8 protein-coding genes are annotated in these 13709 nt (G+C 71.1%); 3 read left to right on the top strand and 5 right to left on the bottom strand.

Annotated elements, in window-relative coordinates; all coding sequences use genetic code 11:
• Positions 1-71 precede the first annotated feature (71 nt).
• Positions 72-3626, top strand: coding sequence for a carboxylic acid reductase (gene car / locus G4Z16_RS20045; protein WP_197352097.1), 3555 nt, complete (start codon positions 72-74; stop codon positions 3624-3626).
• A gap of 121 nt (positions 3627-3747) precedes the next feature.
• Here car and ptsP read toward each other — a convergent pair whose 3' ends face one another.
• The 5 genes from ptsP to G4Z16_RS20020 all read right to left on the bottom strand — a co-directional run bounded on the left by ptsP (position 3748) and on the right by G4Z16_RS20020 (position 11321).
• Positions 3748-5412 carry a phosphoenolpyruvate--protein phosphotransferase gene (gene ptsP, locus G4Z16_RS20040; protein ID WP_197352096.1) on the bottom strand — a complete coding sequence of 555 codons (1665 nt, stop codon included), beginning with the start codon at positions 5410-5412 and terminating at the stop codon, positions 3748-3750.
• 190 nt (positions 5413-5602) lie between these two features.
• Positions 5603-7648 (bottom strand): PTS fructose transporter subunit IIABC, encoded by a 2046-nt coding sequence (locus G4Z16_RS20035; protein ID WP_197352095.1) that lies wholly within the window; start codon positions 7646-7648, stop codon positions 5603-5605.
• Positions 7649-7726: 78 nt separating this feature from the next.
• Positions 7727-8674: a 1-phosphofructokinase gene (gene pfkB / locus G4Z16_RS20030; RefSeq protein ID WP_197352094.1), complete on the bottom strand. Its 948-nt coding sequence runs from the start codon at positions 8672-8674 to the stop codon at positions 7727-7729.
• Positions 8671-9432, bottom strand: a complete 762-nt coding sequence (locus G4Z16_RS20025) for a DeoR/GlpR family DNA-binding transcription regulator (RefSeq protein ID WP_197352093.1) — start codon at positions 9430-9432, stop codon at positions 8671-8673. Before G4Z16_RS20025 ends, pfkB begins: the two co-directional genes overlap by 4 nt.
• 614 nt (positions 9433-10046) lie before the next feature.
• Positions 10047-11321 (bottom strand): YncE family protein, encoded by a 1275-nt coding sequence (locus tag G4Z16_RS20020; RefSeq protein ID WP_197354776.1) that lies wholly within the window; start codon positions 11319-11321, stop codon positions 10047-10049.
• A 364-nt stretch (positions 11322-11685) separates the two neighbouring features.
• Between G4Z16_RS20020 and G4Z16_RS20015 the strand changes: the two genes are divergently transcribed.
• On the top strand, positions 11686-12324 hold the full coding sequence (locus G4Z16_RS20015; protein WP_197352092.1) for a TetR/AcrR family transcriptional regulator: 639 nt from the start codon (positions 11686-11688) through the stop codon (positions 12322-12324).
• 130 nt (positions 12325-12454) lie between these two features.
• The gene (locus tag G4Z16_RS20010) at positions 12455-13699 is read left to right on the top strand and encodes an FUSC family protein (protein ID WP_197352091.1); all 1245 of its coding nucleotides are present in this window, start codon (positions 12455-12457) and stop codon (positions 13697-13699) included.
• Positions 13700-13709: the final 10 nt, after the last annotated feature.

The raw sequence follows: 13709 nt of genomic DNA, 5'->3' as shown, positions 1-13709 counted from the left end.
GCCACAGTGCACGGCTGTGTGCGTAGGGTCCGTCCGACCAATACACGCTGTAACGGCGAACAGGAGACGGAATGGCAGTCAACGCGCAGTCCGGCAGCGAGGGTGACGATCAGGCGCCGCTCTCCCCCGCGGAGCGTCGCGCCGCTGAACTGTACGCGACCGACCGGCAGTTCCAGCAGGCGAAGCCGCTGGACGAGGTCACCGAGGCGATACGGGCACCCGGCATGGGGCTCCCGCGGATCATGGCCACGGTCCTGGAGGGATACGCCGACCGGCCCGCCTTCGGAGAGCGCGTAAAGAAGTTGGCGAAGGACCCGCGCACGGGCCGCACCATGACCGAACTGCTCCCGGAGTTCAGGACCATCACCTACCGCGAGGTCTCGCAGAGAATCCAGGCCCTCGCGAGCGAGCTGACGAACGATGCGAAGTCCCCGGTCGCCGCCGGGGACTTCGTGTGCACGCTGGGCTTCACCAGCGGCGATTACGCCACGGTCGATCTGGCGTGCATCCACCTGGGGCTGGTCTCCGTACCCCTGCACTTCAGCGCCACCCTCGCCGAGCTCGGGCCGATCGTCGCGGAGTCGGCCCCGCTGATCCTCGCGGCCAGCGCCGAACTCCTGGAGACGGCCGTCGAACTGGCCCTTGGCAGCGAGTCGTTGCGGCGGCTGGTCGTGCTCGACTGCGACATGGGCGTGGACGAGCAGCGCGAGCGCTTCGAGGCGGCAGCCGGACGGCTGGCCGCCGCCGGTTCACCCGTGGCCATCGACACCCTCACGGCGATGCTCGAACGCGGTCACACGCTGCCCCCGGCGCCGCTGTGCACCACCGTGGACGAGCAGTCACTGACCTCGCTGCTCTACACCTCCGGAAGCACCGGTGCACCCAAGGGCGCCATGTACACCCAGCGATTGGCCACCTATCTGTGGGGCGCTTCGTGGCGCAAGACCGACACCCCCGTGATCAGCCTCAACTTCCTGCCCATGAGCCATCTCGCCGGGCGCTACACGTTGTTCAGCACGCTCAGCGCGGGCGGCATCCACTACTTCACGGCGAAGAGCGACCTGTCGACCCTGTTCGAGGACATGTCACTCGCCCGCCCCACGGACCTGATGCTGGTGCCCCGGGTCTCCGAGATGCTCTTCCAGCAGTACCAGAGCGAAGTCGACCGGCGGGTGGTCACAGGGCGTGAACCCGCCCTTGCCGAGGCGGAGTTACTGACCGAGATGCGGGAGGAGATGCTCGGCGGCCGGATCGTGCGGGTCATGTCGGGCAGCGCACCGCTGGACTCGGAGACGGCCGCCTTCCTGGAGTCGTGTCTGGAGCTGAAGCCGCACGACGGCTACGGCGCCACGGAGGCCGGGATGATCACCACCGGCCACAAGATTGCTCCGGTGGTGATCGACCACAAGCTCGTGGACGTGCCCGAACTGGGGTACTTCCGGACCGACTCGCCCTACCCGCGGGGCGAGTTGAGGATCAAGACCGAAATGGTCATGGCTGGCTACTACAAGCGGCCCGAAGCCACCGCGGAAGCCTTCGATGAGGAGGGCTTCTACAAGACCGGCGACATCATGGCGCAGACCGGTCCGGACGAGTACGTCTACGTCGACCGCACCAAGAACGTGCTGAAGCTGTCGCAGGGCGAGCTCGTGGCCATCTCGCGGCTGGAGACCGTCTTCGCCGCCAGTCCGCTGATCCGGCAGATCTTCGTCCACGGAAGCAGCGAACGCTCCTACCTCCTCGCCGCCGTCGTGCCCACGCCGGAGGCGATCGAGGCCGCACAGGACAGCGAGGCCGCGCTCAAGTCCTCACTGAGCGCCGAACTCCAGCGGACCGCGAAGGAGGCGGGCCTCAACTCATACGAGATTCCACGTGACTTCATCGTGGAGACCGAACCCTTCTCCACACGGAACGGCCTCCTCAGCGACGCCGGCAAACTGGCGCGCCCCAGGGTCAAGGAACGCTACGGCGAGCGGCTGGAGCAGATGTACGCCGACCTCGCCTCGCGGCAGGCGAGCGAACTGCGTGCCCTGCGCCGCGAAGGACGGGGACGGCCGGTGCTGGAGACAGTCGGCCGGGCCGCCAAGTGCCTACTGGGCTGCTCCTCCACGGACCTCGATCCCGGGGTGCACTTCACCGACCTGGGCGGCGACTCGCTCTCCGCGGTCTCCTTCTGCCGGCTCCTCGGCGACATCTACGAGGTGGACGTCCCGGTGTCGGTCGTCACCAGCCCGGCGACCGATCTGCGGCAACTCTCCCGCCACATCGAGCAGCGCCTCGACTCCGGCCACGACCGGCCCTCCTTCGCCGCCGTGCACGGAGCGGACGCCACGGAAGTGGGCACCGGCGACCTGGACCTGGCGGCGCTGGTCGACGCCGAAGTCCTCGCCAGGGCCAAGGAGCTCCCCCGGCCGGGCCCCGGAGACGCCGTACGGACGGTCCTGCTGACCGGGGCCAACGGCTACCTCGGCCGGTTCATGTGCCTCGAATGGCTGGAGCGGCTCGCCGAGTCCGGCGGCACCCTGATCTGCGTCGTGCGCGGAAGCAGCGCCGAGGCGGCGCGACGGCGTCTCGACGCGGCCTTCGACAGCGGCGACGCCGAACTCCTCGCGCGCTACCGGGAGTCGGCAGCCGCAGGCCGTCTTCAGGTGCTCGCCGGCGACATCGCCGAGCGGAACATGGGCCTGGACGATGAGACGTGGAACCAGCTCGCGACCGATGTCGATCTCATCGCCCATCCGGCCGCCCTCGTGAACCATGTCCTGCCCTATGAGCAGCTGTTCGGCCCCAATGTGGCGGGCACGGCCGAACTTGTCCGGCTGGCGATCACCACCCGGATCAAGCCCTTCGTGTTCCTCTCCAGCGTGGCCGTGGGAACCCAGCTCGCGGGAGCGCCCCTCTCCGAGGACGCCGACATCCGCAGCGCCGTCCCCGTCCGCCGTCTCGACAGTGCGTACGCCGGGGGCTACGGCACGAGCAAGTGGGCCGGCGAGGTGCTGCTCCGCGAGGCCCATGACCTGTGCGGGCTGCCCTGCGCGGTCTTCCGCTCGGACATGATCCTCGCGCACAGCGAGTATCAGGGGCAGCTGAACGTGCCCGACCTGTTCACGCGCCTGCTGCTCAGCCTGGCCGCGACGGGCATCGCCCCGCGTTCCTTCTACCGCACCGGCTCCGGAGGCGACCGTCCGCGGGCCGGATTCCACGGGCTGCCCGCCGACTTCACCGCCGAGGCCGTCACGACGATCGGCGGGCGCGTCGTCGAGGGGTTCCACACCTACAACGTCGTCAACGCTCAGGACCACGGCGTCTCGCTCGACGTCCTCGTGGACTGGCTCGCCGAAGGAGGACGGCGCATCCAGCACATCGACGAATACGGCGAGTGGGCCGCGCGCATCGAGACCGCCCTGCGTGGCCTGCCGGAGCATCAGCGGCAGCACTCGTTGCTTCCGCTGATGGACGCCTTCCGTGAGCCGCAGCGTCCCGTTCCGGCGTCGGGCATCCCCGCGGACCGGTTCGGCGCAGCGGTGCGGGAGGCCGGAGTCGGACGGGACGGCGAAATCCCCGTCCTGCGGCCCTCGCTCATCACCAAGTACGTCGCCGACCTCGAGCACGTCGGACTGCTCTGAGGCTGCGGCACGGCGGGTACCGCTGCCGCGCGGACGCCACCGCCCCCACCGCAAGGACGACGGGTGCCCCGGGGTGTCGCACCCCGGGGCACCCGTCCGCGTCGTGCGGCGCCGTCCACCGCTACGCGGCGATCTCCGCCAGCACCCTTGCGCGTGCGCTTGTGGCATCCGGCGCCGAGAGGGCGATGCCGGCCAGCACGCGGCAGTCCTCAAGTGTCCGCGCCGCCAGGGCTGTTCGTACGTCGCTCAGACAACTCGGCGCCGCTGACAGGCTGCTCACCCCGAGGCCGACGAGCACCAGGGCCAACGCCGGGTCGGCGGCCGACTCTCCGCACACGCCGACGGGCCGCCCGTGCCGCGCGCCCGCGTCGGCCGCCATGCGTACGAGGTCCAGCAGGGCGGGCTGCCAGGGGTCGAGGAACTCGGCCAGCTCGCCGAGGGTCCGGTCAGCGGCAAACGCGTACTGAGCAAGGTCGTTGGTGCCGATGCTGAGGAAGTCGCACACCTGAGCCAGCTCCCCGGCGCGCAGCGCCGCGGCCGGTACCTCCACCATGGCGCCGGCAGCCCGCAGGCCGTGTGCGCGTACCTGCTCGGCAAAGGCGGCGGCCTCGCGGGGCACCGAGACCATGGGGGCCATCACCCGGACCTCGGCACCGCTGTCCGCTGCCGCTTCGGCGATGGCGGCGAGCTGCGTCCGCAACAGCTCCGGGTCGCGGGTGGCGGTGCGCAGGCCGCGTACTCCCAGAGCCGGGTTCTGCTCGTCCGCCGCGGTGGCGAACGGCAGCGGCTTGTCCGCACCGGCGTCAAGCGTGCGGACGACGACACCGCGGCCCGCGAACGCGGTGAACACCTCCCGGTAGGCGGCGACTTGTTCTGCCGCGGAAGGGGCTTGGGCGCGGTCGAGATAGAGGAACTCGGTGCGGAAGAGACCCACGCCCTCGCTGTCCGCCGCCGCCGCGGCCGGCAGCTCGTTCGATGCGCCGAGGTTGACCAGCAGCTTCACCGGATGACCGTCGGCCGTACGGCCCGGCCCGCTCACCGACTCCGCCAGGCGGCGCCGCTCCTGCTCGCGTTCGGCTGCCTCCGTCACGGCGTGCGGCGGCGGATCGACATGTACGGCACCGGCCGCGCCGTCCACCAGAACCGGACGCCCGTCGGTGAGCGTGCCGGCCCCGTCGCAGGCGACCACGGCGGGCAGGCCGAGGGTCTTGGCGAGGATGGCGGTGTGGCTTGTCGGCCCGCCCCGCTCGGTGACCAGGGCCAGGGCCTGGGACGGGTCGAGCAGTGCGGTGTCCGCGGGAGCGAGGTCGGCGGCGACCAGGACGTAGGGGCGTCCTGGATCCGGCAGCCCCGGCATCGGCAGTCCCAGGAGCGAGGCCACCGACCGGTCACGCAGATCGTCGAGGTCGGCCACCCTCTCGGCGAAGTAGCCGCCCGCCTGCTCCAGCGCGGCACGGAACTCGCCGAAGGCGGCGGCGATCGCGTGCGCCCCGTCGGCGCCGGACCGTATCCGGGCCTCGACCTGGTCGCCGAGCGCCGGGTCCGCGACCATCATCGACTGGGCGGACAGCACGTCGGCGGCGTCCCCCGTGACGGCGCCGGCCCGCCGCTCCAGGTCCTCGGCGACCTGGCCCAGCGCGCCGCGTGCGGCGGCGACCTCGGCCGGCACGTCCGCCTCGGTGAGGGCGCGGGCCTCGGGCAGGGCGGGTGCCGGTGCCATGCGGGCGACTTCACCGGCCGCGCTTCCCGCACTGACCCCGATCCCCGTCAACACGGCAGTCGTCACAGCTGCTCCTCGGTGTCGGCGACGCGGGCGGTGGCTTGTACGAGTGGTGCGGAAGGGCGGGCGCGCGGCCCGCTGCGCGCACCGGCGAGGTGGGTTTGCAGAGCCATGAAGATCTCCTCCGGCATGGTTCGTCGACGGCGTGGAGCAGCACGAAGGGCACCCGGAGCCCGGGCCCTCCGTGCTGTGCCGCTCAGACCGGGACCGACTCCCTGGACGCCTGCTCGGACTCGGACGGCGCAGCGGCGGAGGCAGTCTCCGTTGCTGAACCGGGCGTGTTCCGGCGGCGCTTGAGGAGGATGACGAGGCCGCCGGTGACGAACGTGCCGGCCGCGACGGCCACCAGGTACAGCAGCGGCTGGCCGATCAGAGGCACGACGAAGACACCGCCGTGCGGCGCGCGGAGAGTGCAGCCGAACGCGGTGGTCAGCGCACCGGTGACGGCGCCGCCCGCCATCGAGGCGGGGATCACCCGCAACGGGTCGGCAGCGGCGAACGGAATGGCGCCCTCGCTGATGAACGACGCCCCCAGCACCCAGGCGGCCTTGCCGTTCTCCCGCTCCGTCCTGGTGAACAGCTTCCCTCGCACCGTGGTCGCCAGGGCCATGCCGAGCGGCGGCACCATGCCCGCGCCCATCACCGCGGCCATGACCGTGAGACTGCCGTCCGAGGGGTGCGTGAGACCGCCGACCGCGAAGGTGTACGCGACCTTGTTGACCGGACCGCCCAGGTCGAAGCACATCATCAGACCGAGCAGCACACCGAGCAGCACGGCGTTTCCGCCCGAGAGCCCGCCCAGCCAGTCGGTCATGCCCTTCTGCGCCGCGGCGATCGGCTTGCCGACCACGACGAACATCAGAAAGCCGACGGCGACCGACGAGAGCAGCGGGATCACGACCACCGGCATGACGCCGCGCAGCACAGGCGGGATGCGCAGCCGCTGAATCGCCATCACCACCGCGCCGGCGATCAGGCCGGCGACCAGTCCGCCGAGGAATCCCGCGTTGATGGTCATCGCGACGGAGCCGCCGACGATGCCGGGCACGAGACCGGGCCTGTCGACCATGCCGTACGCGATGTAACCGGCGAGGACCGGGACGAGGAACTCGAAGGCGGCGCCGCCGGTCTGGAAGAGCAGGGCGGCCCAACTGGCGACCTCGGTCCAGCCGAAGTGCTCGGCGACCGACGGCGCCTTGTTGATCTCGTAGCCGCCGATGGCGAAGGCGATCGCCATCAGAAGCCCGCCCGCGGCGACGAACGGCACCATGTAACTCACGCCGGTCATCAGCCACTTGCGCAGCCGCGTACCGAAGTGCTCCCCGCGGGCCTCCGGCGTCTCCGTGGGCTCCCCTTCCCCGGCGGGTCCGGTGACCTCGCCGCGCCGGGCCTTTCCGCGTACTTCGGCGATGAGTTCCGCGGGCCGGTTGATGGCGGCCTTCACGCCGACGTCGACGGTGGGCTTCCCCGCGAACCTGTCCTGCTCCCGCACCCCGACGTCGTGCGCGAAGATCACACCGTCCGCGGCGGCGATGTCGGCCGGGTCCAGCCTGGTGAACCCACCCGAGCCCTGCGTCTCCACCACGACCTCGGCACCCTCGGCCTCACCGGCCTTCTGCAGGGACTCGGCAGCCATGTAGGTGTGGGCGATCCCGGTGGGGCACGAGGTCACGGCGACGATGCGGAAGGGTGCCGATGCCTGCCCCTCGTCCTCGTCGTCGTCGCCGTCGGCCTCCGTCACGGTCTCAGCCGCGGTCTCGGCCTCGGCGGTCTCAGGTACCGGTACCGGCGCCGGCGAGGGCTCCTCGCCGCGGATCAGGGCGGCGACGGCGTCCGGGGACTGCTCTCCGCGCAGCGCGTTCGTGAAGTCCTCGTCCATGAGCCGCCGGGCCAGGGTCGACAGGATGGTCAGGTGGTCGTTGTCGGCTCCGGACGGGGCGGCTATCAGGAAGATCAGGTCGGCGGGGCCGTCGGCCGCGCCGAAGTCGATGCCCTCCGCGCTGCGTCCGAATGCAAGCGTCGGTGCGGTGACGTGTTCGCTGCGGCAGTGGGGGATGCCGATTCCGCCGTCGAGACCGGTCGGCATCTGGGCCTCGCGGGCGGCCACGTCGGCGAGAAAGCCGTCGAGGTCGGTGACGCGGCCGGCGGCCACCAGCCGCTCGGCAAGCGAACGGACGGCTGCTTCCTTTGTCTCGGGGGACAGGTCGAGGTCGACCAGTTCCGCGGTGATCAACTCACTCATCGCGCGGCTCTCCTTGCTCGATGGCCGCCCTGCCGGACGGTGTCGGGGACCTGAGGGTTCGGGAGTTCACGTGGGCGTTCACGGGGCCGGCTCCGTCAGTGCACGGTCCAGCGGAATGTCCGCGGTGACCGCCACCGCGGAGGGATCCAGATCGGTGGGCGTGGGCATGGCGCTGCCGGGCAACTGCACGGCGGCGGCGCCGTGTGCGACAGCGGCCGCCAGAGCGGCAGGACCTGTCCCTCCGGCAGCGAGGAATCCCGCCAACGAGGCGTCGCCCGCGCCGACGTTGCTGCGGACCACATCTGCGGGCGCGCTGCCGAAGTGCGTTCCGGACGCGTCGAGGAGGAGCTGACCGTCCGCCCCGAGGCTGGCGAGGACCGCCTGCGCGCCATGTGCGCACAGCTCCTCCGCCGCCTTCACCGCGTCGCCGAGGGTGGCCAGGGGACGTCCGACGGCCTCGGCGAGCTCGACGGTGTTCGGCTTCACGACATCCGGACGTTCCGGAAGCGCGGCGGTCAGTGCCGCACCGGAGGTGTCGAGGGCGATCCGCGCGCCCGCCCTGTGGATACGGTCGACCAACTCGGCGTACCAGTTGGGCGGCAGGCCCCGCGGCAGGCTGCCGCAGCAGGCGATCCAGTCGGAGTCCGCCGACAGCGCGCGTACGGCCTCCAGCAGCGCCTCCGCCTCGGTCCCCGTGATCTCCGGGCCCCTCGCGTTGACCTTGGTCAAGGTGCCGTCGGCCTCGACCAGCGTCGCGTTGACGCGGGTCGAACCGGTCACCGGGACGCCGGACACCTCGATGCCGAGGTCGCCGAGCAGCCGTGACAGCAGCGCGCCTTCCGGACCACCCAACGGCAGGACGGCGACCGTACGGTGACCGGCGGCGGCCACGGCGCGGGAGACGTTGACGCCCTTGCCGCCGGGGTCGACCCGGTCCGTGACCGCCCGCAGGACGGAGCCGCGGTCCAGGACCGGCAGTTCGTAGGTGCGGTCCAGGCTCGGGTTCGGGGTGACGGTGAGGATCATGCGCGCACCACTTCCGTGCCCTGCTCCTCGATGGAGCGTGCGTCCTCGGCGCTGAGCCCCGTGTCCGTGATGAGCAGGTCGACGTGGGTGAGATCGCCGAAGCGGCCGAAGTGCTCCTTGCCGAACTTGCTGGAGTCGGCGAGGAGTACCACCCGTCGCGCGGCCGCGATGATCGCTCGCTTCACCGCGGCCTCGGCCAGGTCGGGCGTCGTGAGACCGCCACCGGTCGAGAAGCCGTTGGCCGCGAGGAAGACGACGTCGGCGTTGATCTCGCCGTAGGCGCGCAGCGCCCATGCGTCGACGGCGGCCCGTGTGCGGTGCCGTACCCGTCCTCCGACGAGGTGGAGCGCGATGCCCGGATGGTCGGCGAGCCGGGCGGCGACCGGCAGGGCGTGGGTGACGACGGTGACCGTGGAGTCCACCGGGATTGCGGCGGCGAGGCGGGCCGACGTGGTGCCCGCGTCGATGATCACGCTCCGGTCGGCGGGCAGTTCGTCCAGGGCGGCCCGGGCGATGCGGTCCTTCTCGTCCGACGCGACGGCGTCCCGCTCGGCCAGATCGAGTTCGAAGTCGAGCCGTCCCGCCGGGATGGCGCCGCCGTGGACCCGGTGCACCAGCCCGGCCCTGCCCAGGGCCTTCAGATCCCGCCGGACCGTTTCGGCCGTGACCCCGAACTCCTCGGCGAGAGACAGCACGTCGACGCGCCCGCTCTCATGGGCCAGCCGCAGGATCTCCTGCTGGCGCTCCGCTGCGTACATGTGGATTTACGTCCGTTCCATGCCCGAACCTGTTGCTTTCCGAGGACGGTACGCGGGCATTGCCGGGAAGTAAACACGTTCGGGCAAGAAGGTGGGCACGAACGGACGCGCTCCCCGACAGGGCATGCGGGCACGGCGTGGGATGCCCGGGGAGGCCGACGTCCCCAACTGCCCACCGCTGTGGGCGCGTTCGGTGAAGTCATGGAGGACCGGCTGCAGCTCACGCCGGGTTCGGCGGCGGGAGCGCGCGACGATGCGGTCCGCGTTTCATGGGCCAGGCGCCATGAAAGGCCGTCCCCGGTCACCGGGAACGGAAGCCGGTCACCGGGAACGGAAGCCGGTCACCGGGAACGGGACCGGGACCGGAATGGGGATATGGCCCGGAGTTGTGGCCGGCCGTGACGGCTCCCGCCGACCCCGGCCGCGCCGGCCGCGGATTCACGCGGCCGCTCCCCCGGCGGACGTGCCCGGCTCACGTCTCCGCCGGGGGACGGGGCCGCCGCGTCAGGCGCCGTGCCCCCGCCGTCGAGCGGCGGGGGCACAGGCCTCAGCGGCCTGACCCGGTGTGCCTCCGCTGCCCACATCCACCCGTGCGTGGTGTGGAGCGGCTTCGCTCACCGGCGCGCGGCCGGGCTGGTCCAGTCGTCGGGCACATGAGCGATGCGGACGCGCTGCGGGTGATCCCCGACGGGCACCGAGGCCGTCTTCTCGCCGGTGGCGAAGTCGATGGCCGTGACCTGGTCGCTTCCGCTCTCGGAGATGACGCAGGACTTGCCGTCGCCGCTGACCGTGGCCCAGTAGGGCTTCGAGGCGTCGACCAGGGGCCCTTCCTGCAGGGTGTCGCGGTCGACGACCGTCGCGTAGTCGTCCATGGTTCCCGCGACGCAGAGCTTGTCGCCGTCCGGGCTCATCGACATGCCGTGGTGACGGGAGTCGTTGACCCAGGTCGTGCGGTCCTCGCTGGTGTCGGGGTTCTTGGGCAGCGTCTTGACGCGCGTGATCTTGTCCGCGGCCACGTCGTACTCGAGGAACCCGTTGAAGAAGGAGACCTGGAAGTAGAGCGTGGACTCGTCGGGCGTGAAGGCCACGGGCCGCACGGCGTCGGAGAGGTCCTTGCGTCCGAAGGCGTCGAGCCTGTCGCGCATGTCGATGACCTTGGCCTCCTTGAAGGTGGCCGCGTCCACGACGGTGATCTTGCGGTCGCCCTTCGTCCAGTCCAGCCACGGGTCGTCGGCGGCGGTGTTGACCTCGCCGATGGACATGTTCCACAAGTACTTGCCGCCGTCGGTGAACACGTTCTCGTGCGGCTTGTCGCCCGCCTTGAACGAGCCCGCTTCCTTCCCCGTGCCGATGTCGAGCACGTGGACGGTGTTGGAGGTGGAGGCGGAGACGGCCACGCGCTTGCCGTCAGGCGAGACGGCCATGTGGTCGGAGCGGTGACCGGAGACGGGGAAGCGCCAGTTGATCTTCCCGGTCGCGACGTCGATGGAGACGACGTCGGCGAAGCTCGGACGTGAGACGACCATGGCCGTCCCGTCGGGCGTGGAGTACATGTCGTCGACGAACTGGTCGTGACCCTCGCCCGGTCCGTTGCGGATGCCCAGGAAGAACAGGAGCTTGACGGGGTCCGCGTATATCTCGTCCAGGCGCTCCTGCTTGTCGGGGATCACGTTGATGCGGCCGAGCTTCTCGAAGCTGCCGCTGGACTCGATCACATCGGCGGTGCCGTCCCAGTTGTTGCCGACGAACATCACCTCCCGCAGCCCGGCAGCCTCCTCATCGCCCGGGCCGGGTACGGCGGCTGCCACGCCGGCCGTGGCGGCCACTGCCACGAGAGCTGTGGCGAGGACGAACGGGAGCAGGCGCCGGCGGGCGCGTGGACGTGACATCGGGAGGAGCGGCGAGTCGGCGTCCGTCTGTGTCCTTGGTACGGGCATGGCATGGCTCTCCTTCGCGTGGCGTCTCCGCGCTCGCCGAGCTTGCGGCCGTACGGGACGAGCGTGAGGATGCCGGCTCTCCCCGCAGAGTTCGGCGGGGCCCTGCGGGGAGAGCCGGCAGCTGGGGGTGGCTTCCGATGCGAGCGAGAATCACCGTCACATGGCGTCCGACCAGGTGCTTCTCATGAGGCATCACTGACGGCACAATGTGAAAAGACTCCTGTTCACATTGGGTACTACCGAAGGTAACTACGGCCTCCGTGTTCTTCAACCCCCCGTGGGCAGAAGATGGCCGGAAGGCGAGCGAGGGAGAGCGGTGGAGCAGCGGCTCAGGCGGCCGACCGGCCGGTACGCGGGCAAGGCGGCGAGCGAGAGGCAGGCCGAGCGGCGTCAGAGATTCCTCGACGCGGCGCTTCAGCTCTTCGGCGACGCTCCCGGCTACCGGTCGACGAGCGTCGCCGCGCTCTGCGAGGCGGCAGGGCTGTCGACCCGTCAGTTCTACGAGGAGTTCCGCACCCTCGAAGACGTGCTCGCCGTCCTGCATCTCCAGGTCAACGACTGGGCCCAGGCGGCGGTCCTGGACGCCCTCGGAACAACCGGGGACCTGCCGTTCGCGGAACGCTACGGCTTCGTCTTCCGTGCGTACGCGGCGAGCCTCACCTCGGACCCGCGCCGCATGCGGATCGCCTTCACCGAGATCGTGGGCGTCAGCCCCCGCCTGGACGAGCAGCGGCTCTCGCGCCGCGCCAGGTGGGTCGAGCTGATCCGTGCCGAGGCGGCATCCGCGGTGGAGCGGGGCGAGGCCGCCGACCGTGACTACCGCATCACCGCCGCCGCCTTCATCGGGAGCGTGAACGGGCTGCTGCACGACTGGTCCGCGGGCTGGGTCGACGCCACCCTCGACGAGATCGTGGACGAACTCGTCCGGCTGCTGCTGGCTCTGCTGCGTCCATGAGCGGTTGGGCCACGTCGACTCCGCCCCCGCCCTCCCGGGCCTCACCCCGCGAGGCCCGCCGCGAAGCCCACTCGGGTGGCAGGCACCGGCCGCACGCCCGCTTCGGCACAGGAGCGGGAAAGGGCACCGCGTGCCGGCTGTTCTCGAACCCCTCGCCGAACTGGTGCGGCGCCGCAACGAACCCGCGGTCGCCCAGACACTCCGGTCAACGGCGGCAGCCGTACTCAGCTACCTGGCGGCCCTGTGGCTCAGCAACGCCCAGATTCCGCTGCTCGCCCCGCTGACCACGCTGCTCGTCGTCCAGGTCACCCTCTACGCCACGCTCACCCGGGGCATCCGGAGGGTGAACGCCGTGGTGGCCGGGGTCCTCGTCGCCGTCGGCTTCAGCAACCTGGTGGGCCTGAGTTGGTGGTCGCTGGGAATCCTGATCCTCGCCTCGCTGACGGTGGGTCACCTCGTGCGCGTCAAGGAGTTCGTGCCGGAGGTTGCCATCAGCGCGATGCTCGTCCTGGGCGTGAGCGTGACCCAGGTCGCCGCGACGGCACTGGACCGCGTGGTGGAGACCCTCATCGGCGCGGTGGTGGGCCTGCTGTTCAACGTGGTCTTCGTGCCGCCGGTGTGGACGCAGTCCGCCACCGAGGCCATCGAGGACCTGGCCAGCCGCCTGCGCCGTCTGCTCCGCCGGGTCGGCGAGGAACTCGGCCGTCACACACCGGTGGAGGATGCCGCGGAGCGGCTGCGGGAAGCGCGCCGCCTCGACCACGACATCGTGCAGGTGGACGCGTCCCTGGCGCAGGCCGAGGAGAGCCTGAAGCTCAACCCGCGGGTCAAGGAGGGGCTGCTCTCCCGTGTGGTGCTGCGGACGGGTCTGGACACCCTGGAGATCTGCGTGGTGGTGCTGCGCGTCACCGCCCGCACCCTCACGGACCTGGCCCGGAACCGGGAGGACGAGCCGCTCTTCCCGCCCCAGGAGGCCGCCGCGCTGGAGGAGTTGTTCGCCCATCTGGCCGGGGCGGTGAAGGCGTTCGCCGTCCTCATCACCAGTGACGTGACCGCGGACGCGGACACGGCCGAGGCCCGGCTGGTGGAGGAGCTCTCCGCGGCCCGCGAGGCACGTGACCGGGTGGCGGACCTGTTGCTCACCGGCGTGCAGAACCATCCGCGCCAGTGGCAGCTCCACGGCGCCCTGCTCGCCGAGATCGACCGGATGCTCGACGAGCTGGACGTGGAGAAGCGTTCGGTGCGGCTCGCGGAGGAGCTCGACCGGTACACGCGGGAGACGGTCGACCGGCACCCGCGGCTGACCAAGGCCGCCGAGCTCATCCACCTCTCCGTCCCGGACCGGCAGCGCAAGCGCCGCGGCGAAGCGAGATGAGAGTGCCGGA

This window comes from Streptomyces bathyalis, from assembly GCF_015910445.1.
Lineage (GTDB): Bacteria > Actinomycetota > Actinomycetes > Streptomycetales > Streptomycetaceae > Streptomyces > Streptomyces bathyalis.
This window is presented reverse-complemented; position numbering and strand designations above follow the sequence as displayed.